Annotated in this window: 15 protein-coding genes and 3 pseudogenes; 10 read left to right on the forward strand and 8 right to left on the reverse strand. The window is 50.1% G+C overall.

The window, feature by feature from the left end:
* The first annotated feature begins 23 nt into the window (after nucleotides 1-23).
* The gene (gene radB / locus MCON_RS00300) at nucleotides 24-695 is read left to right on the forward strand and encodes a DNA repair and recombination protein RadB (protein ID WP_013718052.1); all 672 of its coding nucleotides are present in this window, start codon (nucleotides 24-26) and stop codon (nucleotides 693-695) included.
* 17 nt (nucleotides 696-712) lie between these two features.
* Here the strand turns inward: radB and rimI are convergent, their stop codons facing one another.
* Nucleotides 713-1,213 (reverse strand): ribosomal protein S18-alanine N-acetyltransferase, encoded by a 501-nt coding sequence (rimI, locus tag MCON_RS00305; RefSeq protein WP_013718053.1) that lies wholly within the window; start codon nucleotides 1,211-1,213, stop codon nucleotides 713-715.
* A gap of 176 nt (nucleotides 1,214-1,389) precedes the next feature.
* Between rimI and MCON_RS15860 the strand changes: the two genes are divergently transcribed.
* From MCON_RS15860 to MCON_RS00335, 7 genes are all read left to right on the forward strand, one after another.
* The gene (locus MCON_RS15860) at nucleotides 1,390-1,554 is read left to right on the forward strand and encodes a hypothetical protein (protein WP_157863592.1); all 165 of its coding nucleotides are present in this window, start codon (nucleotides 1,390-1,392) and stop codon (nucleotides 1,552-1,554) included.
* Nucleotides 1,551-2,654 carry a PDDEXK nuclease domain-containing protein gene (locus tag MCON_RS00310; RefSeq protein WP_013718055.1) on the forward strand — a complete coding sequence of 368 codons (1,104 nt, stop codon included), beginning with the start codon at nucleotides 1,551-1,553 and terminating at the stop codon, nucleotides 2,652-2,654. The genes MCON_RS15860 and MCON_RS00310 overlap by 4 nt, the downstream gene beginning before the upstream one ends.
* Before the next feature lie 4 nt (nucleotides 2,655-2,658).
* Nucleotides 2,659-3,969, forward strand: coding sequence for a restriction endonuclease subunit S (locus MCON_RS00315; RefSeq protein WP_013718056.1), 1,311 nt, complete (start codon nucleotides 2,659-2,661; stop codon nucleotides 3,967-3,969).
* Nucleotides 3,966-5,291: an SIR2 family protein gene (locus MCON_RS00320; RefSeq protein ID WP_013718057.1), complete on the forward strand. Its 1,326-nt coding sequence runs from the start codon at nucleotides 3,966-3,968 to the stop codon at nucleotides 5,289-5,291. Before MCON_RS00315 ends, MCON_RS00320 begins: the two co-directional genes overlap by 4 nt.
* Nucleotides 5,284-7,026 carry an ATP-binding protein gene (locus MCON_RS00325; protein WP_013718058.1) on the forward strand — a complete coding sequence of 581 codons (1,743 nt, stop codon included), beginning with the start codon at nucleotides 5,284-5,286 and terminating at the stop codon, nucleotides 7,024-7,026. The genes MCON_RS00320 and MCON_RS00325 overlap by 8 nt, the downstream gene beginning before the upstream one ends.
* A 106-nt stretch (nucleotides 7,027-7,132) precedes the next feature.
* The gene (locus tag MCON_RS00330; protein ID WP_013718059.1) at nucleotides 7,133-9,235 is read left to right on the forward strand and encodes a GmrSD restriction endonuclease domain-containing protein; all 2,103 of its coding nucleotides are present in this window, start codon (nucleotides 7,133-7,135) and stop codon (nucleotides 9,233-9,235) included.
* Nucleotides 9,235-12,471: a type I restriction endonuclease subunit R gene (locus tag MCON_RS00335; protein ID WP_013718060.1), complete on the forward strand. Its 3,237-nt coding sequence runs from the start codon at nucleotides 9,235-9,237 to the stop codon at nucleotides 12,469-12,471. Before MCON_RS00330 ends, MCON_RS00335 begins: the two co-directional genes overlap by 1 nt.
* 164 nt (nucleotides 12,472-12,635) lie before the next feature.
* Here the strand turns inward: MCON_RS00335 and carB are convergent, their stop codons facing one another.
* The 7 genes and pseudogenes from carB to MCON_RS00375 form a co-directional block, all read right to left on the reverse strand.
* Nucleotides 12,636-15,848 carry a carbamoyl-phosphate synthase large subunit gene (carB, locus tag MCON_RS00340; RefSeq protein WP_013718061.1) on the reverse strand — a complete coding sequence of 1,071 codons (3,213 nt, stop codon included), beginning with the start codon at nucleotides 15,846-15,848 and terminating at the stop codon, nucleotides 12,636-12,638.
* Between the two features lie 175 nt (nucleotides 15,849-16,023).
* A pseudogene (locus tag MCON_RS00345) lies at nucleotides 16,024-16,461 on the reverse strand (IS701 family transposase); the annotation flags it as partial.
* Nucleotides 16,462-16,481: 20 nt separating this feature from the next.
* Nucleotides 16,482-17,686, reverse strand: a pseudogene (locus tag MCON_RS00350) (IS3 family transposase).
* Nucleotides 17,687-17,740: 54 nt separating this feature from the next.
* Nucleotides 17,741-18,559 (reverse strand): annotated as a pseudogene (locus MCON_RS00360) (IS701-like element ISMco3 family transposase); the annotation flags it as partial.
* A gap of 250 nt (nucleotides 18,560-18,809) precedes the next feature.
* Nucleotides 18,810-20,063 (reverse strand): nickel-dependent lactate racemase family protein, encoded by a 1,254-nt coding sequence (locus MCON_RS00365; protein ID WP_013718066.1) that lies wholly within the window; start codon nucleotides 20,061-20,063, stop codon nucleotides 18,810-18,812.
* A gap of 62 nt (nucleotides 20,064-20,125) precedes the next feature.
* Entirely contained in the window at nucleotides 20,126-20,983 is an 858-nt protein-coding gene (locus MCON_RS00370; RefSeq protein ID WP_013718067.1) for a DUF58 domain-containing protein, read from the reverse strand.
* A gap of 8 nt (nucleotides 20,984-20,991) precedes the next feature.
* Nucleotides 20,992-21,948 (reverse strand): AAA family ATPase, encoded by a 957-nt coding sequence (locus MCON_RS00375; RefSeq protein WP_013718068.1) that lies wholly within the window; start codon nucleotides 21,946-21,948, stop codon nucleotides 20,992-20,994.
* Between the two features lie 96 nt (nucleotides 21,949-22,044).
* On the opposite strand from MCON_RS00375, the gene MCON_RS00380 reads away from it, so the two are divergent.
* Both MCON_RS00380 and MCON_RS00385 read left to right on the forward strand, forming a co-directional pair.
* Nucleotides 22,045-22,464, forward strand: a complete 420-nt coding sequence (locus MCON_RS00380) for a GerW family sporulation protein (RefSeq protein ID WP_052297495.1) — start codon at nucleotides 22,045-22,047, stop codon at nucleotides 22,462-22,464.
* Nucleotides 22,465-22,743: 279 nt separating this feature from the next.
* The gene (locus MCON_RS00385) at nucleotides 22,744-23,400 is read left to right on the forward strand and encodes a DUF2953 domain-containing protein (RefSeq protein WP_157863593.1); all 657 of its coding nucleotides are present in this window, start codon (nucleotides 22,744-22,746) and stop codon (nucleotides 23,398-23,400) included.
* Nucleotides 23,401-23,438: the final 38 nt, after the last annotated feature.

Genomic DNA, 23,438 nt, shown 5'->3' on the forward strand with positions numbered 1-23,438 from the left:
TTAATGATAGAAATTCGATTTCTATGAGTACCCTTGAACGTTTGCCTGTAGGCTGTCAGAGCCTGGACCTCCTTCTGGGCGGAGGATTTGAGTCGGGCATAATCACTGAGCTCTATGGTGAATCGGGATCAGGGAAGAGCAACATCGTCCTGCAGCTGGCGGTGGCTGCGGTGGCCAGGGGCTTTCGGGTGATCTTCATCGATACGGAGGGCTTCTCCGCTGAGAGGTTCAAGCAGATTGCCGGACCTGGTGCTGCAGATATAGCGGCCAAGATAATGATCTTCGAGCCCATGAGCCTCGAGCAGCAGGCAATGGCCATCAGGGAGGCATCAAAGATCGCAGGAAGGGATCTGGGGCTGGTTATTCTTGATTCGGCGACGTCTCTTTACCGCATGCTCCTGGAGGCGGAGGACAGCCGGCCTGCCCGTCGAGCTCTGACCGTCCAGCTCTCGGAGCTGCAGGAGATCGCCCGGAGGCACAGGATTCCTGTGGTCATAACCAATCAGGTCTATACCGATATCGAGAGCAACTCCCTTCGGCCATTAGGCGGCACATATCTGGAGCACATGTGCAAAGCGATAATATTTCTAGAAAAGGCCGGAGAGGGCCTGCGGAGAGCACGGCTGATGAAGCACCGCTCCCTGCCGGAAAATAGAACTGCAGAGTTTCGTCTGACCGCCCGGGGCCTGGAGTGATAGCAGACAAGAGGCGGCTAAAGGCGGGCCTTCATGATAAATGCTGCCTCTCCATCGGAGTAGTAAGAGGGACAGATGCCTCTTATCTGAAATCCCAGGTTGGAATAAAGAGATTGAGCCTTCCTGTTGCTGACTCTTACCTCAAGAGTAGCACCCAGTGCTCCTAAATTGCGGAAGGACTTGAGGACGGCCAGCATCAGCCTCATGCCTATCCCTCGGCCCTGATATCGCGGCCTTATTGCCAGCCAGAAGACCCGACCTTCGAAGGGAGCATGCTTGAATCCCAGGACGAAGCCTGCCAGTTCCCCGTTCACCTTTGCGGCAAGTGTTGTGGCAGGATGGTACTCGTAAAAAGCGGCGAATATGTTCGGGTCATAGCCTCCAAAGACCTCTCGGTCGATCTCTAGAGCTGCATTTAAATCACTGGCACTCATTCTCCTTATGATCACCGCATCTTTCAGGACCGCTTCTTTTATGCCGTCATCATGCTGCCTTTCGAATAGCTCCTCTGGCCACATTATACCATTGCCTGAGATTTTTCAACGGAAATAGTTTATCCGAAGGAGGTGGCATCTGTTTGTAGAGGAGAGCGCCCACGGAACAGCTTCAATAAGGCAAACGAAGAATCGGATCTCAACTATTTCTGCTCCGGCCGTTGAGTGTTCTTCAGGCACACCGACGGGCCATGCGCTTTATGTACTTCGAGCTAGACTATGGCCGCGATGCCGCAGAAATCATGAAGTACAACAGGAACGGCCAGAATTCCCTGATGATGTTCAAGCTGGGAAGGAAAGGCAATTGGAGCAAAAGCTTCATAGTAATAATTACAGACTCAATCTTTGAGGAGCTGGGGATTTGAAGGACGAGGAGCGAAGTTATCGTGGGCAACTGCATGACGACGCATCTTTTCCGGTGGCAGCAGGACATAAAGAGATGCCAGAAAGCTATGCCGTGTTCATTGGTGAGATCAAAGAACGCATACAGAAGGAACGTTTGCGCGTGGTCATGTCCGCCAACTCCTCGATGGTGCTTCTTTATTGGGACATCGGGCGGACTATCATTGATCGTCAGGAAAAGGAAGGATGGGGGGCAAAGGTCATTGACCGGCTTTCAGCAGATCTGCGAGAGGCATTTCCTGACATGCAGGGGCTATCGCCAAGAAATCTGAAATACATGCGCGCATTTGCTGCTGCGTGGCCCGACCGGGAGATTGTGCAAGAGGTGCTTGCACAAATCACTTGGTATCATAATATTGCTCTTCTGGAAAAGGTAGCAGATTCACAAGTCCGCCTCTGGTATGCGAAGAAAGGACTGGAAGAAGGCTGGAGCCGCAGTGTACTGGTAATGCAGATCGAACGCAAGCTACATGACCGGCAGGGCAAGGCACTAAACAATTTTAACCTCACACTGCTGCCTGGCGATTCCGATATGGCCGCTCAGATATTCAAAGATCCATATCTGTTTGACTTCCTTGGAACTGCCGATCCACGCCGGGAGCGAGAAGTGGAAAAAGGGCTGATAGACCACATCCAGCGCTTCCTCCTGGAGCTTGGAGAAGGATTTGCCTTTGTGGGAAGACAGGTTCACCTCGAATTCGCAACTAAGGACTATTACCTTGACCTATTATTTTATCATCTGAAGTTGCGCTCCTACGTAGTGGTTGAATTGAAATCTGTTTCTTTTGATCCCGGATTTGTGGGAACTCTTAACATGTATCTTTCAGCGGTTGATGATTTGCTCCGCCACCCAGATGATAAACCAAGCATTGGACTCCTGTTATGCCGCAAAGGAAGCAGGATCGAGGTCGAATACGCCCTGCGTGGAATCCAAAAGCCGATGGGTGTTGCAGGCTGGGAGACAAAGCTTGTGAAGACTCTGCCTGAAGAGCTGCAGAGCAAACTGCCAAGCGTGGCCGAGATCGAGGCTGAACTGACCTGGGATGAAAATGAAGGGGCCTGACCTCATGGAAGAGGAACAATCCAGGGGGAGTGCGACCAGCTTCGAAGATCAAGAAATACTTCGAGGAGCTGGGGGTATGAGCTGGCCTCGCAAGAAGCTTGAGTTGCTTGCTGCTGATGAGCCTTACTCTTTTGTTGGGGGTCCGTTTGGCTCGAAACTTACTTCGCGTGATTATTCTGATCAAGGTATTCCTGTGATTCGGGGATCCAATCTAAACAACGGTCGTTTCCTAGATATGAACGAATTCGTTTACGTCTCCGATTCAAAAGTCCGCAAGGACCTATCCGGCAATCTTGCTAAACCAGGTGACTTAGTTTTCACACAGCGTGGTACCCTTGGCCAAGTAGCAATCATTCCAAAAGAAGGTATATCAGATCGATATGTTGTTTCCCAGAGTCAAATGAAGCTGACTGTTGACGACACCAAAGCAGACCAATTCTTTCTGTACTACTATTTTTCCAGCCGTGAAGTCATTGATAGGATTACGAATTTTACGTCCTCATCTGGTGTTCCCCATATCAATTTGACAGTGCTTCGCAATTTTGAGATTCCGGTTCCTCCACTTGAGATCCAGAAGTCAATCGCCTCCATCCTTTCCGCCTACGACGACCTGATCGAGAACAACCGGCGGCGCATACAGCTGCTGGAGCAGGCGGCGCGGCTGCTCTACAGGGAGTGGTTCGTGCACCTGCGCTTCCCCGGCCACGAGCACGTCAGGATTATGGACGGGGTGCCGGAGGGGTGGGAGAGAAAGACCGCATTTGATGAAATGGATATTCTGAGCGGCGGGACACCGAAGACAGGCGTACCGGACTATTGGAATGGCGACATACCTTTCTTCACCCCAAAGGACTCCATGGATTATGCATATGCTCTCGCCACGGAAAAGCGATTAACTGAGGAGGGTCTTCGCAACTGCAACAGCAAGTTATACCCCAAAGACACCATATTTATCACAGCACGGGGGACGGTGGGAAAGATCAATCTCGCCCAGACTGCAATGGCTATGAATCAATCGTGTTATGCTCTGATTGGGAAACCTCCCCTCAATCAATACTACCTATATTTTGCACTCGTTGATGGAGTGGAACAATTCAGGAGTCGTGCGGTTGGAGCGGTGTTTGATGCAATCATTCGCGAGACATTCAATCAGATTCCATTCATTGTTCCCGATGACAAGATCATTCAATCATTCACAGAGCATGTAGTCCCAATAATTAAGCAGATAGATGTTCTATCGACAGAGATAAGAATGCTTACCCAAGCCCGCGACTTGCTATTGCCACGCTTGATGAATGGAGAGATCAAGATATGAGTAAGATAATGCAGATTGAGTCCAATAAAGCGTCAATAAAAAGTTCTTCAGAAGCAACAGAGAAGCAGATACCCAAATCGACTGCTGGTATCTTGAAGTTCCTTGCCCCGTCTCAAATCAATTGGCAGGAGATTCGCCCAGACACAGCTAGAATTTCTGATAAAAATAAGAAAAATGAAATAGATGGTAAGGCCAAAGAAGCTAAAAGAACTCTTGACGAAATGCTTCTTTCTTCTCTCCAGATGTCCAATTTAGTGATATTATCTGGAAGTGGAACATCACTTGGAGATGTCGGTGGCCCTTCCATGAAGGATTTATGGAATTATGCGATAAATAATGAGTTAAATGGGCCTAATGAGAAAGCCATAAAAATTATGAATAAGGTCAATTTTGTTGAGGAGAAGGAAGGTAAAAATATCGAAGCGTTCCTATCTCAATGTGAAGCCTATCTTCAGGTAAAAGAGGACAAGAAGGTACGTGATTTTGTCGAGCATTGCAAAAGAGTCATACTCGATAAATGCAGTGAATTCTTGAAAGATGAAAATGCAGGTGTATGGTTTGACGAAAAACTAGAAGGCCATTGCACCTTTCTGCACCGCCTTTCTCGTCGCAGGGTCCGTGATCCACGTTTAAAGGTATTTACAACCAATTACGACTTATGTTTCGAACGGGCTGCAAGCTTACAAAGCCTTATTATAAATGATGGTTTTTCTTACACCCAGCCACGCATATTTGATCCTCGTTTTTTTGGATATGATACAGTCAGACGCTCGCTAGCAGCCGCTGAACGTGGCGACTATTTAGAAGGTGTCTTTCATCTACTAAAGCTTCACGGATCGGTCAATTGGGCGCGAAGTAGTAATGGTAGGATCGAAGAGAAAAATAATCCGGAACCACCAGAAGCTTGCCTGATTTATCCTGCAAAAGGAAAGTATCAATTATCGTATATTCAGCCTCATCTAGAACTTATCTCCCAATATCTGACGAGTCTACGCGAGCCTAATACGTGCCTAATAGTCACGGGATTTGGATTCAATGATGATCACTTGTCTGAACCCATCCTTGCGGCTGTAAAGATTAATCCCCGACTCCGTCTGATTGTAGTCGATTTCAAGGCAGAGGATTCTATTGAAAAACCATCTGAAGAGACAAGCAGATATTGGAAAGAGTTTTCCACTCTCGCTAAAAACGGGGAAGACATTTGGTTTATCAATGCTTCGTTCAAGGATTTCGCCTCTCTTATCCCTGACCTCCGATCACTCACTACTGCGCAACAGCTGGAGAAAGTGATCAAGAGAAGTTTAGGAGGCGCAAATGAGTGATTTAGATGAACGCCTCCGAAGACTTGCTCAAAAAGGCATCCTACGCCCGGAGCTGCGCGTGGGTGTAGTGTCATTTGTCAAGTCCTATGTCGCTCATATAAATCTTCGTGATGCTGGAAACCCAAGCGGGACACATTTCGAGGGTGGGCGCTACGGGAAAGGTGAAGTAGGTGAGTTTATTTTAGTTGAGGGACAGCGAAGCATTCTCTTGGGAAGGATTATGGAAGTGCGGCTGCCTGACGGGGAACGCCAAATCATTGGTCAGGACTATGCTGGATCTAATGAGTTGGATGCAATCGGCCATATTCAACTGCTAGGATCTATTTCAATGGTAGATTTTCACTTTACTGCAGGTGTCGATACTTATCCGCGTCTTGGGGACCGAGTTTATGCAGCCCCACATCAACTTATTGCCTTGATCCCCTATTTAATGATAAGAACGGGGGATGGCGATACTCCTGTTCAGCTGGAGTTGGGCGCTGTGGGAGATGCGAATGAAAGCAAAGTCAGCATCACGCCGGAAAAGCTATTTGGTCGTCATTGTGCCATCCTCGGCGCCACAGGTGGCGGTAAGAGTTGGACAACGGCACGCATAATTGAAGAATGCATCAAACACAAGGGTAAGATCATCCTCTTGGATGCAACTGGGGAATATGGAGAGTTTAGTGGTGATGAAGTAATGCATTGCTATTTGGGAATGCCTGTGTATAAGCCAGAGACTTCTATTGCCTGTTCTTTACCACCAACCAGCTTTCAGGAATCCGATTTTATGGCATTATTCCTGCCTTCCGGCAAAGTCCAGGGTCCAAAATTGAGGGAAGCAATCCGGAGTCTTCGCCTGGCAATGCTATGTCCTGAATTAGCGGAAGGGGGGCTAATTTTTAAGGCTAATAAATCCAAGATCGATATCAACCAAAGGCTATCTGAAGAAGCTATTGGCGAGAGAGTAGACAATCCAAACCAGGGGTTTGATGTGACTCTTCTTGCAAGGCAAATCGAGCAAGAATGTGTCTATCCAACCGAGTTTGGAAAAAATTCGCAGAAATGGGGAAATTATGACAGTAGTAGTTATTCATATTGTCTTTCGCTAATAATCCGAATAAATGCCGTGATTTCATCGGCTGCCTATGAATGCGTATTTGGAAGAAGTACTGATAAGGCAATCACGGATGCAATCTCCGAATTTCTTAGAGAAGACCAAAGACTCCTTTGTATTTGTTTGAGCGGGATTCAGCACGAATTCAATGCAAGAGAGATCATTGCAAATACGATCGGCCGTTATCTCTTATACCTTGCGCGAAAAGGTGACTTCAAAGCAAATCCTGCGGTGGTTGTCGTGGATGAAGCTCATCATTTTCTTGGTCGTCAGATCGGATCTGAAGATATGTTCTCGCGATTGGATGCCTTTGAGCTGATCGCCAAGGAAGGGCGAAAATTCGGTTTGTGTATTTGCCTGGCTACACAACGACCTCGTGATATTACGGAAGGCGTCCTAAGTCAAATGGGAACTTTGGTCGTCCACCGACTTACAAATGATAGAGATCGAGAAATAGTAGAGAGGGCATGTGGAGAAATTGATCTCTCAGCATCCTCATTTTTGCCGAATCTCCAGCCTGGTGAAGCAGCTATCATTGGTATTGATTTCCCCTTTCCGCTTGCAATCCGGATAAACAAGCCATCTTATCGGCCACGGTCCGACGGACCAAATTATCAGAAGCACTGGAAGGCAGAATGAGCATCTTTACTGAAGACACCCTCGTCCAGCAAACCACCGCCGATTATCTGGAGCTTCGGCTCGGCTGGAAGTCGTTCAGTGCAGATAACAAACAGGAAGTAAAGACATGAAAGCTACCGAAGCCAAGCTACTAGATTTTCTCAAGAAGTCACCGCAGTTTGTCATCCCGATATACCAGCGCACTTACAGCTGGACAGAGCGCGAGTGCCTCCAGCTCTGGGACGATATTCTGCGCACTGGCAGCAACGATGCCATTGCAGCGCACTTCATCGGCTCCATAGTCTATATCCAGAAAGGTCTCTACCAGATCTCCGGTATGTCGCCATTGCTAGTTATCGACGGTCAGCAACGCTTGACAACCTTGATGCTGATCATCGAGGCGTTGGCTCGAAATCTTGGTGAAACCGAGCCTGTGGACGGCTTCTCTGCTAAGAAGCTGCGTAACTATTACCTCCTTAATCCTCTAGAAGATGGGGAGCGTGCTTTCAAATTGCTGCTTGGGCAGACAGACAAGCAGAGTCTGCTCGCCCTTCTGCAGCAGAAACCTCTGCCGACAGAACCTTCTTTGCGCATCCAAGACAACTTTGCTTTCTTCGAGGAACACGTGCGTGCATTGGGCTTAGACCTTGCACCCCTGTGTAATGGACTTGCCAAGCTTGTCGTTGTGGACATTGCACTTAGCCGTGATAAGGACAACCCGCAGCTCATCTTCGAGAGCATGAACTCCACCGGTCGCGAACTGAGCCAGGCAGACCTCATTCGCAACTTCATCCTGATGGGTCTGGAGCCTGCTGACCAGACCCGGCTCTACCTGGACCACTGGAGGCCAATGGAAGTCGCCTTCGGACAGGAGGCCTATGGCATCCAATTTGATAGCTTCATGCGTCACTATTTGACATTCAAGACTGGCGAGATCCCTAAAGTTAAGGCCGTTTATGAGGCCTTCAAGGACCACGCTCGCGACCCAAAAGTGCAGTCCGCTGGCGTGGATTCACTGGTCAACGATATCCATACCTTCGCGGACTACTTTTGTGCTATGGCGCTCGGCAAAGAAAAGGACAAGCATCTAGCTATTGCCTTCCAAGATTTGCGTGAGCTTAAGGTGGATGTCGCTTATCCCTTCCTGCTAGAACTCTACCAAGACTATGCCAATGGCATTTTGCCCAAGTCAGATTTCATTCAGGCGGTGCGTCTTGTTGAGGCATATGTTTTCCGCCGCGTTGTGTGTGCCATCCCCACCAACTCTCTCAACAAGACGTTTGCCACATTTGGTCGAGCATTGAAGAAGGACCATTACCTAGAGAGCATCCAGGCGCATCTATTGAACTTGCCGTCCTATCGACGCCTCCCAGGTGATGAGGAGTTCAAGCGCGAACTAATGGTGCGGGATCTCTATAACTTCCGCAGCCGATCTTACTGGCTGCGACGCCTGGAGAACCACGGACGAAATGAGCGCGTGCCAGTCGATGAATATACTATTGAGCACATCATGCCGCAGAATGAGAATCTCCCTGTCAAATGGCGAGAGTCCCTCGGTCCGGATTGTCAGCGGGTCTGGGAAACATGGCTGCACACTTTAGGCAACCTTACACTGACCGGATATAACTCCCGGTATAGCGACCACCCTTTTATTGAGAAGCGCGACATGGAGGGCGGTTTCAAAGAAAGCCCATTGCATCTTAATAAGGAGTTGGGTACGCTTGATGGCTGGAACGAGACAAAGATCAAACAGCGGGCGGAACGCTTAGCATTTCTGGCATGCGATGTATGGAGAGCACCAAATATATCTTCTGAGGTTTTGGCGAGCTATCGTCCGAGTGTCCCGAAGCCAGAAGTCTATACTATCGATGACCACATCCATCTCGCTGAGAACAGCCCTGTCCGGCCACTCTTCGATGCGTTCCGCAAGGAAGTGCTCGCGCTTGATCCATGCGTGACTGAGGAGTTTCTCAAATTGTATGTGGCCTACAAGGCCGAGACGAACTTTGTGGATGTAGTGCCTCAGGCAAAACGGCTTCGACTTTCATTGAACCTTCAATTTCATGAATTAAGCGATCCGAAAGGGCTAGCTAAAGATGTAACAAACATCGGACGGTGGGGAAATGGTGATGTGGAAGTCGGCCTCGTTAAGCTAGAGGAGTTGCCATACGTAATGGGCTTAGTACGCCAAGCCTTTGAGAAGCAGATAGGAAATGGATTCGAGCAATAATGAGCACCTACACCGAAGACACCCTCGTCCAGCAGACCACCGCCGATTACCTGGAGCAGCAGCTCGGCTGGGAATCGGTCTATGCTTATAACAGCGAGGATTTCGGGCCAAAAAGCCTTCTGGGCCGGGCTTCCGATCGGGAGGTGGTGCTGACCCGAATCCTGCGCCAGAAGCTGGCAGAGCTGAACCCCGGCCTGCCCGGCGCAGCATATGACGACGCTGTGCGCCAGATCACCGCCACCATCGCCTCCCAGACTCTCGCATCCACTAACCGGGAGAAGTACGGCCAGATAAGAGAGGGCGTGCAGGTAGCATTCCGCAACGATGAAGGCGAGCTGGTGAAAGAGCGGATGCAGCTCTTCGATTTCAACGAGCCGGGCAACAACCATTTTTTAGCTGTACGAGAGCTATGGATACGTGGCGACCTCTACCGTCGCCGGGCGGATATCGTCGGCTTCGTAAACGGCCTGCCGCTCTTGTTCATCGAGTGCAAGAACATCCACAAGAACCTCAAAGCCGCCTTCGAGAAAAACTTCTCCGACTACCTGGACACCATCCCTCACATCTTCCATCATAACGCCATTGTGATGTTCGGCAACGGCCAGCAGGCAAAGATCGGCACCATCACCAGCAAATGGGAGCACTTCCACGAGTGGAAACGCCTGGCTGAAGAGGAGCCGGGAGCTGTGGACATGGAAACTTTGCTCAAAGGCATCTGCGACAAAGGCAACTTCCTGGATCTACTGGAAAACTTCATACTCTTTGACGAGTCCAGGGGCGAACCTAAGAAGATCCTGGCCAAAAATCACCAGTTCCTCGGAGTCAACCGGGCCATTGAAGCGGTCTGTAAGCGCAAAGAGCTGCATGGAAAGCTGGGGGTCTTCTGGCACACCCAGGGCGCAGGAAAGAGCTATTCCATGGTGATGTTCACCCGCAAGGTCCATCGCAAACTCGGCGGCAACTTCACCTTTCTGGTGCTCACCGATCGAGACGACCTGGATACTCAGATCTACAAGACCTTCGCCGGCTGCGGCGTGGTTGACAACGATCAGGTTCAATGCCGCGCTTCCAGCGGCAGCCACCTGAGCCGACTGCTGGCCGAGCACAAGGCCTTCATCTTCTCACTGATACAGAAATTTAATCAAAAAATTGACCCCGGCGAGGGATATACCCAAAGAGACGACATCATCGTAATCACCGATGAGGCGCACCGAACTCAGTATGGCACCCTGGCCGAAAATATGCGCAACGCTCTGCCCCATGCCAGCTTCATCGGTTTCACAGGCACCCCGCTCTTCAAAGAAGATCAGATCACCCGAAAGGTATTCGGCGATTATGTTTCTACCTATGACTTCCAGCGGGCAGTGGAGGACAAGGCCACCGTTCCACTATACTACGATGCCCGCGGCGAGAAGCTGGGCGTGGCCATCGGCGACCTCAACGAGCGCGTCGCAGAAAAACTAGAGGAGTTTGAGATAGACGATATCAACGTCGAGCAGCGTCTGGAAAAGGAGCTCAAGCGTGAATATCATATTATCACCGCGGAGAAGCGGCTGGATCAGGTAGCTCGGGACTTCGTGCAGCACTATTCCACTGCCTGGGAAAATGGGAAGTCGATGATGGTCTGCATCGACAAGATAACCTGTGTGCGGATGTATAACCTGATCAACAGTCACTGGGAAGAACGGATAGCTGAGCTGGAGGCAGGACTCTCTTCTACCTCAGATGATCAGGAGGAGATCTATCTTAAGCGTCAGATAGAATGGATGCGCGAGACTCGGGCGGCTGTAGTGGTTAGCGAAGAGCAGGGTGAGGTCGATAAGTTCCGCAAGAGCGGCCTGGACATAACTCCCCATCGCAGACTCATCAAGGAAGGCATCGACCTGTCTGAGTCAATGCGCAGCAAGCCCCAGTTCCATAACATGCAGCGGATTAGTCTTGACGACGCCTTCAAAACCGATGAACATCCGTTTCGCATCGCCATAGTCTGCGCCATGTGGCTGACAGGATTTGATGTGCCGAGCCTCTCTACTCTCTACCTGGACAAGCCTCTGAAGGCCCATACTTTGATGCAGGCCATAGCTCGCGCCAACCGCGTGAACGAGGGCAAGAACAACGGCTTGATCGTCGACTACTGCGGCATCCTAAAGCACTTGCGTCGAGCGCTGGCAACCTTTGCAGGTCCCCGCCCAGATGATGGTGAACCGGGCGGTGAGATCGATCCGGCCAGGCCAGAGGAGGAGCTACTGTCCGATCTGGCCGAGGCGATCAGCTTTGTGCGGGCCTTCCTCGATGAGCGGAATGCTCCTCTGGATGACATAATCCATAAGACAGGCTTTGAGCGCAATGCCGCTATTGCGGCCTGCAAAGAGGCGGCCAACGAAAATGATGAGACGCGCAAGCGCTTTGAAATCATGTGCCGGGAGGTCTTCAAAAAATTCAGAGCTTGCATCACCCTTCAGGACATAAACGCCTATCGTGATGATCGGGATGCGGTCAACATCGTTTACAAGAGCCTCCAGCAGGATCGAGAAAAGGCTGACATCACAGACATCATGAGGCAACTCCAACATCTAGTGGATGAAGCAATCGATGTCCAATCTGACACAGCGACAAAGCCTGGGGAGCCGTACGATATCAGTAAAATCGACTTTGTCCGGCTCAAACAAGAGTTCGAGAGATACAAGAACACAGTGGTTCAGAACTTGCGTCAGGCAGTGGAGATCCGATTGCAGAGACTGCTACAACAGAATCCCTTGCGCACAGACTTCCAGCAACACTACGAGAAGATCGTTGCCGAGTATAACCGCGAGAAGGACCGGGCAACAATTGAACAGACCTTCGAGGCATTGCTCAAGCTCGTCCAAGGACTCGACGAAGAAGAAAGCCGAGCAGTACGAGAGGGGCTCGATGAAGAATCTTTGGCCATCTTCGACCTGCTGAAAAAGCCAGATCTTAAGGGCGTTGATATCAAGCGCATCAAAAAAGTTGCAGCTGAATTGTTGAAAACGCTTAAGGAGGAAAAGCTCCGAGTTGACCAATGGCGCGATAAGGAAGCGACCCGTGATGCTGTGCGAGTGACTATTCATAACTTTTTATGGAATGAAGATATAGGCCTTCCCGTTGGCCTGTATTCAGAAGCTGATGTGGCACAAAGGGCTGAAGATGTATTCAGACACATCTTTTGGGCTTATCCCACATTGCCATCTCCTTACTATAGTGCATCGGTGGCATAGGGAAAAGATGCTGACTATGATATTGTGATTGATGGCAGGCTGCAGAGACAAATCCTTCCAATCGTCTTCATGTTGACGATCTGCCAGGATTTTCTTCTACTCAATCCAGCCCAAAAAAAAGGAAGACTTGAGAAAAGGATAGAATTCTAGATCCTTCCTCAATTCTACTTTATATCACTGTGGTACTCCTGCAGCGATTTCGCTGCTGAATGGCCTGCTCTTGAGGCACTAATCCCCTTTGCCGCCGCCGAAGCAGCAGCAATGGTGGTAATATAGGGCACCTTGTATTTGATTGCTGCCTTTCGGATATAAGAATCATCATACTGGCTGGCCTTGCCGATGGGGGTGTTTATCACCAGCTGAATCTCCTTGTTTTTGATGGCATCATCGATATTGGGCCGGCCCTCATAGATCTTCTTGATCATCTCCGACGGGATGCCATTCTCTTTCAGGACCGCTCTGGTCCCGCTGGTGGCCATAATTCTAAAGCCGAGCTTCTGAAACTCCCGCGCAACCTCCACCAGCTCCATAGATCTGTCCTTGGCGGCCACGGTGATCATGACCGTCCCCTCCTGGGGAAGCGAGGGCTTGGCAGCCTCCTCCGCTTTATAGAAGGCCATGCCGAATGAGTCGGCAAGCCCCAGGACCTCTCCAGTGGATCTCATCTCCGGGCCCAAGAGGGGGTCGACCTCAGGGAACATATTGAAGGGGAAGACAGACTCTTTGACACCATAATGAGGGATATTTCTCTTCTTCAGCCCCAGCTCGTCCATTCTTTTGTTCATCATCATCTGGGTGGCTATCCTGGCCATCGATACATTGCACACTTTGGATACCAGCGGCACCGTCCGGGAAGCACGGGGATTGGCCTCCAGCACATAGACCACATCGTGGCTGATGGCATACTGCATATTCATCAAGCCCACCACATGCAGCTTCTGAGCTATCTTGCGGGTGTACTCCTCAATGGTCTGCAGATGCTCGCCGGAGATGCTCACTGGCGGAATTACGCAAGCCGAATCGCCGGAATGAATGCCCGCCTGCTCGATATGCTCCATCACTGCGGGCACAAAGGCCTCTTTGCCGTCGGAGAGGGCATCTGCCTCCGTCTCCAGAGCATTCTCGAGGAATCGGTCGATGAGAATGGGCCTCTCTGGGGTGACGTCCACTGCCGCGGCAACGTACCGCTCCAGCATCTCCTCGTCGTATATCACCTCCATCCCCCGTCCCCCCAGGACGTATGAAGGCCGCACCATGAGGGGATAGCCGATCCTCTTGGCAACCTCCAGCGCCTGGTCGAGGTTGCTTGCCATTCCCGATTCCGGCATGGGTATGTCCAGCTCCTCCATCATCATCCTGAATCGATCTCTGTCCTCGGCCAGGTCTATGGCATCCACAGATGTCCCCAGGATCTTCACCCCTGCATCCTCCAGCTCCCGGGAGATATTGAGAGGCGTCTGGCCGCCGAACTGGACGATGACCCCCTCAGGCTTCTCCTTCTCATAGATGCTGAGCACATCCTCGACCGTCAAGGGCTCGAAGTACAGCTTATCCGAAGTGTCATAATCGGTGGAGACCGTCTCTGGATTGCAGTTGACCATGATGGTCTCAATGCCCATATCCCTCAGGGCAAAAGCGGCATGAACGCAGCAGTAGTCGAACTCAATGCCCTGGCCGATGCGGTTGGGCCCTCCACCCAAGACCATGACCTTGCGCCTGCTGCTGCTCGGGGTCCTATCGGGAGCATTGTATGTAGAGTAATAGTAGAAGGCATTCTCCACCCCGCTTACAGGTACCGGCTCCCAGCCCTGAACAATTCCCAGGGACTTGCGCCGCGCCCGGATCTCAGCCTCTGGGACGGCCAGAAGCTTCGAGAGGTATCGGTCTGCAAAGCCATCTTTTTTGGCCTGACTGAGAAGCTCATCTGGGAGATCGACCAGTGGTTTACCCTTGTAGGCCAATATCTCTTCTTCCAGCTGGACCAATTCCTTCATCTGCTGGAGGAACCAGGGCTTGATATGGGTCAACTGATAGAGCTTTTGGATGTCGGCACCCTTTCGGATCGCTTCATAGAGAATGAACTGCCGCTCGCTTGAAGTCTCCTTAAGAAGCATCATAAGCTCTTCCGGAGATCTGCTGTTGTAATCCCTGGCAAAGCCCAGGCCGTACCTGCTGTTCTCCAAAGAGCGTATGGCCTTCTGGAAGGCTTCCTTGTAGCTCTTGCCGATGCTCATCGCCTCGCCCACTGCCTTCATCTGGGTGCCGAGTACGTCCTTTGAGCCCCGGAACTTCTCGAAGGCCCAGCGGGGGAACTTGACCACAACATAATCTCCCGAGGGCGTGTATTTTTCCAGTGTCCCCTCTTTCCAGTAGGGTATCTCATCCATGGTCAGACCAGAGGCAAGCTTTGCCGAGATCAAGGCGATGGGAAAGCCGGTGGCCTTGGAGGCGAGGGCGGATGAGCGGGATGTCCTTGGATTGATCTCTATAACCACCACCCTTCCGGTTTTCGGATCGTGGGCGAACTGGATATTGGTCCCGCCGATGACCTTGATGGCCTCAACGATCCGGTAGGAGTAGTCCTGCAGCTTATCCTGAAGCTCCTGGGATATGGTTAGCATGGGGGCGGTACAGAAGGAATCGCCGGTATGAACTCCCATGGCGTCCACGTTCTCTATGAAGCAGACGGTGATCATATGATTCTTGGAATCCCTGACCACCTCCAGCTCCAGCTCCTCCCATCCTGCGACCGACTCCTCGATGAGCACCTGGCCGATCAGGCTGGCGGCAATTCCCCGGCTGACCACGGTCCTCAGCTCTTCGGCGTTATAGACCAGACCGCCTCCTGTTCCCCCCATGGTGTAGGCCGGCCGGACGACCACCGGGTAGCCGAGATCCAGGGCTACCTTTTCTGCGTCCTCCACCGTATAGATCGCGGTGCTCTTGGGTACCTCGATCCCCAGGGAGTTCATAGTCTCCTTGAAGATGATCCTGTCTTCCCCCCGCTCAATGGCATCCAGCTTCACCCCTATGACCATAACATTGAACTTGTCCAGGATGCCTGCGCGGGCGAGCTCAAGGCTCAGGTTGAGGCCGTTCTGCCCGCCCAGGTTCGGTAGCAGGGCATCAGGCCGCTCCTTTTCGATGATCTGGGCCAGCCTCTCGACATTGAGTGGCTCGATATAGGTGGCATCTGCCATGCCCGGATCGGTCATAATGGTGGCCGGATTGGAGTTGACAAGGACTATTTTGTATCCCAGGGCCTTGAGCGCTTTGCAGGCCTGGGTGCCAGAGTAATCGAATTCGCAGGCCTGCCCGATTACGATAGGGCCAGACCCGATGATCATGATCTTGTTTATATCTTCACGCTTCGGCATCTTTCCCGACCTCTTACTTGAACGATAATAGAGCAAACGAATTCCTATTTTATCCCTTCCATCCTTCGATGCGCCTGATCCGGTTGAAAAAGATTATTGGTTTAAAAATTTTCACATCATGTTCTGTACTTTCCAAGTTTCTCCTTTGTTTATAATTTTTAATTTATCTTATTATTCATATCTTCATTCCAAGGCTCTTGAGTATATATAGCAATCCCCCATCAGGTACAGGCAAATTAAAATATGTCATGACAAATTCAAATGTTTCTCCAACAGCTTGCATTTTTACTCTATCGACCATGTCGCCCATCGTTCTTGATTTTGAGCCATCTTTAGGTGGCGGATTATCTATTTCCCATAAGAGAATTGCAGTCCATACTGAAAAAACCATTTGAATAAATCTTTCAATTGAGTGTTTATCTCTTAATTGGTAATCTTTAAATCCTAATTTTTGATTTGCCTCTCTATGAGCTGTTTCTATATCCCATCTGTCCTCGTAAATTGAGAGTATTTCTTTCAATGAAAGCGATCCATTAGTGCTGATTATATATTTTGTCGTGCTATCTTTTTTTCTCTTGGAGATAACAAGCTTAACTTCGCCTATGGACTGCACCCCTGATAATGGACAAATAGTTAAGCAATGGTATTTAAGGCAACCTCCACTTCGAACTGAACCGGAGATCTGTAATTGAGAGCTGAATGCAGCCTCTTATGGTTGTACACATTTTCAATAAAGTTGCATATGTTCCTGAATGCATCTTCAAATGTCTCATATTCATTGAGATATACCTCCTCGACCTTCAGTGTTTTTATAAAACTCTCAGCAAAAGCATTGTCATAAGGATTTCCTTTTCTCGACATGCTGATCTGGATGTCATGCGCCTTAAGACAGTCTACATAATCCTTGGACGCATACTGAACGCCTTGATCAGAATGATGAATAAGACCCTCAAGGGATTCCTTGGAACGGTTCTTCAATGCCTTTGCCAGAGCACTCATGGCCAGATCGCTTCTTATGCTCCTGCTCAGCTCCCACCCGATGCACTTTCTGCTGTAGAGATCCAGGATAACCGCGAGAAAGATATGCTCGTGCTGCAGCTGGACATAAGTGATATCAGAAGCCCATGCCTGGTTCAGTCCCGTGATTTCCCTGCCTTTTAGAAGGTTAGGATAGACCGGCAGACCATGAGTGGAATCGGTTGTTACCGGCTTGAACTTCTTCTTATAGCAAAGCAACTTCTCCTGGCGCATGAGCCTCAGCACGCGCTTATGGTTGACCGCATAGCCGCGATTTTGAAGTTCTGCTGTAATTCTCCTGTACCCGTAATAAGGAAACTCCAAAGCTATCTCTTGAATCTGGTTAACCAGATCCGAAGATTCGCTATTCTCCGCAGTGAACTTTTCGGACCGCTTCAACCACTCGTAGTAACCGCTGCGACTCACATCCAGCGCCAAGCAGGAGTGAGATATTGGCAACAGAAGGCCATCTGATTGAGCTTCCTGAATGATCATATGTCGTCCCTCAACATCGGCTTTCGTCTCTCCTCGCGGACCTTCTTCTGGGTCATGGCGAAGGCTTTTTTTAAAAGGTCAATTTCAGCATGAGCCTGGCCCAGAAGTCTCTCCAATTCTGCAATCTTCGCCTGATCTTTGTACTTGTTTCCGTTACCCATGAATGCTTTTTCGGGATTTTCAGCCAGCTCTACCTTCCATCGGCAAGGAAGACTCGGATGGATGCCATATTCGCGGGCGATCTGAGCAAGTGGCTTGCCTGCCTCAAGTTCGGCTAATACTGATATCTTGAAGTCCCGGTCGTAACGCCGCCTGGTCTTCTTCATGCACTTCCCTCCATGAGTCGGCATTGCTTAACTTTTTGTCCACTCGGAGGGGTTCACTCCACCTACCTTGTCTATGATTACCTTCTTTTCAAATGCATAATAGGTCTTCTTTTTTCCACGAACACTAACTGTTGTCTTAATAAAAAATTTATCTTCAATTTGATTCGCTAGATCTCTGACTTGGAAATACATATCCCTATTTATTCCGACTTTCTTATCAGACTTGATTTGGCATACGATATTATGCCCTAGCTTAAGGCACTTGCTAAATAGATCAGAAGAAAACCACCAGCTATCGAAAACGATATAAAGATCGATGCTTTTTGGTACAACTAATGGTTTGATGATCTCTTCAAAGGCAATCTCCATTTTTGTTTTAAAATTCTCATTTTCGTCATCATTCTTAATATACATCTTAGCTTTATGTGGAATAAATAGTCCTTTTGATTGGACAACAGAGGTAACGAAATTGTTACCCCAAATATAGGCTTCTTTACTATGATCGTAAAATTTGCCCACACCATCTGTTTGGTTTCCTTCTTTCTCATTGTATGTATCATCAATTATTAATAATAGTTTATCGTTCTCTTTCAAACATAAACTATCGATGAAAAGATCCACCTTGCGTTGTGCAACTTCATTTTCATCCCAATTCGCATCGCTAAAGAACCAATTATATGAAGAACGTGATTTTTTCCCTTTGCTGCAATCTGCCATAGTATCACAAAGGTTAGAAACGGTCTTGGATTTATCACATACGCTCAACGCGCCACACAGATCTCGAAATGATCCGTAACTCGGTTTTGTGAAGAGATCCCTAAACTTATCTAAAAACGGCTCCAATTGCAACGGTACCTTTACTATTTTGATCATTTTACTCCCGAAGAAGGGATTCTGATCCAAGTATAAAAGCTTTAATTTTCTATGGGAAATTTATGGTTTGAGTTAACAGGAGAATATTATAAATCTGTTAAAAAGTTGGAAAGTACAGTCATGTTGAGATAAATTATACCATAAATATTAAGTAATGATATATATATTTTAAATGAGTGCATGAGCAAATCTGAGATCATTCGGCAACTTCAAGATCAAAATGAGCAATTAAGATTTGAGAATGAATCTCTCAAGGCCAAGATCCGTGAGCAGAAGCCCGTTTCCCCACCGCCAGGGTCAGGTTCCCGTAAGGCATGACCAGCATCCTCGCATCCTTGCCCTGCCTCGCTTTGGCCATGGCCAAAGCCTCATCCAGAGTCTTTGCCGGATTCATAAAGCACATCTCGACCTTATCCCTGGGCATGGAAGAGACCAGAATCAGATGGTGCTCCATCGACTCCCTGGCCAGGAAGGCCGCCTTGTGCCCTCCAAACTCGTACTCCCTGCCGAACCGCTCCCAGCAGTCCTCGGCAGACGAGGCCTCGCAGGCCCAGCGCTCGAATGCCGGATGGCCCAGCCCCTCGCAACATTCCGCTAAGAGGATGATGGTACCGCCGGGAAGGGCGGCATTCTTGGCATTGTCCAAAGCCTTCTGGGCCTGGAATAAATTGAGGTCCTTGGGCCTGCCTCCGGCGCAGCTGACTACGATCTCCGCCGGCTCCACATAACGGCGATACATCCGGTCAACTGCCGCCGCCCCCACTCTATGCGCCTTTATGAAGTCTCCAGCGGTAGACAGGACGATCTCCTTTTGGCTATTCAAGACAGTGTTAAGTATGAAATCCAGATCCGCGATTCGGGCAGCATCCTCCATATCCAGGCGGACGGGGCTTTTCAGGTTCCCGGTAGTTGCCGCAGGATCCCTCATCAGCTCGTGATTCCTGACCACAGAGGGCTCGGAGCTAACCCCGGGGAGAATGGCCTTTGCCCCGCCGCTGAAGCCGGCATAATAGTGATACTCGATATTTCCCGTAGCCACTATCAGGTCAGAGGAGGCGACCGCCTCCAGAACCTCCACCGGAGTTCCCCGCTCAGTCCATCCCAGGGGAACGCAGCCTTTGGAGTCGTGCTGAACATGAGGCAAGCAAATGCAGTCCTTTAAGAGATACTCCTCCTCGGCAACGGTCATCCTTCGATGGGTGCCCAGAGCGAAGACAACAAACAGACTCCTGATACCCAGCTCCCGGATCCTCTTGACAAGCGGAGGAAGCATGAGGTGGCTGGGAGCAGGGCGGGTGATATCGCTGACCAGAATGGAAGCCGACCTTGCCCCTGCAAAATCCTCCAGCCTCCTTCCAACCGCCTGATCTAAGGATCTCTCGACCTCCCCGGAGCCGGCTGGCGGAAGCTCCTGGGGAAGGACGACCTTTGCCTCCTCGCCTGCAAGAAGATCGAGGCAACCCTGGCCGTAATTGAGCTTAATGGTATTGTTATTCGGTTTCATTGGCGTGGCAGTCCGCTATTCATCTTATATTATCCAGAGATGGTTTTGAATATATATATGACCTATGTCTTCCAGACCACCGCTCGGGTGAGCATCTCAGAGAAGGCATCGAATATCGGCCGGTCCGTCTGGAAGAGGAAATAGTTCGCACCGACCTGGTCACATGCTTCTCTGATCTTTTCGTTATGCTCTGCCAGTCTCGTCTGGTAGTCCGCCCGCTCTCCCTCAGTCACCCGGGTGATGACGGAAAGGCCGCTCTCCATATCTACGAATTTAACATCCCCGCCGAATCCCATCCCCATCTCATCCGGGGAGAGGACCTGAATGACCACCAGCTCATGTCCGGAGAGGCGAAAGATGCTGGTTATCACATCCTCGGTATCCTCCAGGAGGTCGGATATCAGCACCACCAGGCTGGTGGTCTTGATCTGGGAGGCAAAAAGCTCTGAGACCAGCTTCAGGTTGGTTCTTCCTCGGGGCAGAGTATCATCAAGCATGGCAATGGATGAAATCAGGTTCCTCCTCCCTCGCTTTGGCTCTCCGGGATAGAACCGGTGGCAGAAACGCGACAAAGTGTATTTCTCGTTCTCCATGGTGGCCAGATAGGCAAAGCCCGCAGCCAGGCGGGAGGAATAGGCATACTTTCCGGCATAGCCCATGCTGGCGCTGCTGTCTAAGAGGATATGGACCACAAGGCTTCTCTCCTCCTCATGCTCCCGGATGAAGAGCTTCTCCGTCCTTCCGTAGACCTTCCAGTCCACCAGCTTGAAGTCGTCCCCCTTGCGATACTCCCGATAGCCCACCGGGCTGATGCCGTGGCCAAATCGCATCGATTTCCTCCCACCGCTATATGCCGTGGAGACGCGCTTCCGGACGAGCAGAGTGAATCGCTCCAGCTCTTTGAAGAAATCAGTATCCATAATTCATCTCATAGCGATAGGCTCTTCAGGATGTCACCTACCACCTGATCGCGGGTGAGGCCCTTCCTCTCCGCCTCGAATCCCAATATTATTCTATGCCTGAGTACAGGATAGGCCATTACATGCAGGTCTTCTTTGGATACATAGTTCCTCCCCTGCAGAAATGCTCTGGCCTTAGCCGATAAGATGAGGCCGATGGAGGCCCTGGGGCTTGCACCATACTGGACCCCGTCCCAGTTACGTGTGGCCAGGACCAGGTTAACCACCGCCCGTTTCAGATCATCCGCGATCGGTATATCGCGACAGAGCTTCTGAAGGGCAATAACCTCCTCCTTGCTCACTTGAGGTGAGACCTTGGGCTCCGCCCGGATGGTATACCGCTCCAGGATCTCCAGCTCCTCATCCATCGTGGGATACTCCATGAAGATCTTGAGCAGGAACCTGTCCAGCTGAGCCTCGGGCAATGGGAAGGTTCCTTCCATCTCTATGGGATTCTGGGTGGCCAAAATGAAGAAGGGCCTGTCCAGAGCATAGGTTTTGTTGCCCACGGTTACCTGTTTTTCCTGCATGGCCTCTAAAAGGGCGCTCTGAGTCTTGGGCGAAGCCCGGTTGATCTCGTCCGCCAAGACGATATTAGAGAAGACTGGCCCCGGCTCGAAGCGGAACTTCTTTCCCCCGCCGATCTCGTCTATAATGGTGGTGCCGGTGATATCCGCCGGCATCAAATCCGGCGTGCACTGAATTCTGCTGAAGTCCAGGCCCATGCAAGAAGCAGTGGTCTTCACAAGCAGAGTCTTGGCCAGACCCGGATTGCTCTCCAAAAGGGCATGACCTCCGGCGATAATCGACACCAAAAGCTGCTCTATGGCCCTGTCCTGGCCGACGATCACCTTATCGATCTCTTTTCGGAGCCTCTGGAAAATCTCCGGAGCTCGGCTGTAGACTGATCTGAGATCCTCCGACATTATTCTCTTCTGAAGAGATTTTGGTCTAATTATACCTTTTCCAGCAATCCAGAAGATGTAAATATAGTGCATACTATCTTATTAATGGAGACATAGATGACGAGCACCGATGCCATAAGGGCTACAGTGGATGAGCTTCTAAGGGTGCTCTCCGCCAGGAACATAATTGGGGAGCCTATGGACTTGGAGGACAAGATCATCATACCCATCACCAAGATGGGGATGGGATTTGGCACTGGCCAGGAACCAGGGGAGAGCGAGGCCATTAAAGTCAAGGCAGGCGGAGGGGTGGGAGTTATACCCATCGCCATAGTGGTAGTGTTCAAAGGGATTCCCGGTGAGGATGGTGTCAAGGTGATTCCTTTATCCGGCCATATCTCAGGCAACCAGCCCCTGGCTGAGATGGCCAGTGCTGCCCAATCTATCCTGGAGAGATTTGCTGCCTCCCAGGAGAGAAAAGAAAAAGATAGGAAAGAGAAGAGATCCTCTCGAGAGACTGCGGTGCTCGTCGAATAGAGGGCCATTGATAGATGCCTTATAATGGATTTCAAAGGACAATTTCAGGATCTAACTCAGCGTGAGGCATTCTTGATGCCACTGACCCTACAAATTCTGACAGGGATATCGTCCCCTAGCCTTTTGACATCAGCCGCATTAATCCTAATGCTTTTTATCGCCCTCCTGCTAATCCTTCTGATAATTCCCTTAAGTCTATGCCTGTTCCTCTGCAAAGAGGGGCAACTGGTTGAGGGAAAGCTGAGAGGATCATGGCTGGGAATATCTGCAGGCGGTGACTTGAGAAGCAAGGAGACCCAGCTTCTGGGAAGGCTCTGGATATCGTGGCATAACATCAGACTGCTATATAGAGAGACTTCCGCTCCATCAGCCCTCGATCTTATTGCATCGATAACCGGGGGTGAAAAGGAAAAAGATGAGGAAAAAGAGATTAAGAAAGTTAAAAAAGGCAGCGCAGGAATAGCGAAAAGAGGATCACCAGACAAGAGAAAGTATAAAGAAGGGCAAGATGAAAGCCATCCTGGCTCGGATGAAAAGGGCGGAGAATTGGAGGTTATTGAAGAGGGCGATGCCGATGGAATAAGCGTTCACCGGATCCGGTCTGTGCTGGCAGCCATGCCCGCCTTTATCGATTTTATTCGGGATCTTTTCAGATCATTCCACTTCAAGACCATCCGCTGCCACCTGCAGTTAGGGCTTGATGATCCTTCCGAGACTGCCATATTAACTGGAAGGCTCTGGTCTATAGCAGCTTTTCTCAGTTATCTTGGAGCGGATATCCAGATCGAGCCATTCTTTGAAGAAGAGCGATTGGAGGGAGAGCTTCTGGCAGAGGCCAGAATGCGTCCCATCCGTATCCCAGCAGCGGTTATCTCCGCCCTGCGGGAGAAGGAGATGAGATCGCTGTTAAAGGATGCTATCGGCTGGGGGCGCTGAATGAAAATGCGGGATGCAAATGAGCTATATGAGAATGG

It is taken from the genome of Methanothrix soehngenii GP6, from assembly GCF_000204415.1.
In the GTDB taxonomy this organism is placed as follows: Archaea; Halobacteriota; Methanosarcinia; order Methanotrichales; family Methanotrichaceae; genus Methanothrix; species Methanothrix soehngenii.

Coding starts and splice junctions, on each gene's coding strand:
- radB (WP_013718052.1), top strand. CDS start 24: ATGAGTACCCTTGAACGTTTGCCTGTAGGCTGTCAGAGCCTGGACCTC.
- rimI (WP_013718053.1), bottom strand. CDS start 1,213: ATGTGGCCAGAGGAGCTATTCGAAAGGCAGCATGATGACGGCATAAAA.
- MCON_RS15860 (WP_157863592.1), top strand. CDS start 1,390: ATGTACTTCGAGCTAGACTATGGCCGCGATGCCGCAGAAATCATGAAG.
- MCON_RS00315 (WP_013718056.1), top strand. CDS start 2,659: ATGGAAGAGGAACAATCCAGGGGGAGTGCGACCAGCTTCGAAGATCAA.
- MCON_RS00320 (WP_013718057.1), top strand. CDS start 3,966: ATGAGTAAGATAATGCAGATTGAGTCCAATAAAGCGTCAATAAAAAGT.
- MCON_RS00325 (WP_013718058.1), top strand. CDS start 5,284: ATGAGTGATTTAGATGAACGCCTCCGAAGACTTGCTCAAAAAGGCATC.
- MCON_RS00330 (WP_013718059.1), top strand. CDS start 7,133: ATGAAAGCTACCGAAGCCAAGCTACTAGATTTTCTCAAGAAGTCACCG.
- MCON_RS00335 (WP_013718060.1), top strand. CDS start 9,235: ATGAGCACCTACACCGAAGACACCCTCGTCCAGCAGACCACCGCCGAT.
- carB (WP_013718061.1), bottom strand. CDS start 15,848: ATGCCGAAGCGTGAAGATATAAACAAGATCATGATCATCGGGTCTGGC.
- MCON_RS00365 (WP_013718066.1), bottom strand. CDS start 20,063: ATGAAACCGAATAACAATACCATTAAGCTCAATTACGGCCAGGGTTGC.
- MCON_RS00370 (WP_013718067.1), bottom strand. CDS start 20,983: ATGGATACTGATTTCTTCAAAGAGCTGGAGCGATTCACTCTGCTCGTC.
- MCON_RS00375 (WP_013718068.1), bottom strand. CDS start 21,948: ATGTCGGAGGATCTCAGATCAGTCTACAGCCGAGCTCCGGAGATTTTC.
- MCON_RS00380 (WP_052297495.1), top strand. CDS start 22,045: ATGACGAGCACCGATGCCATAAGGGCTACAGTGGATGAGCTTCTAAGG.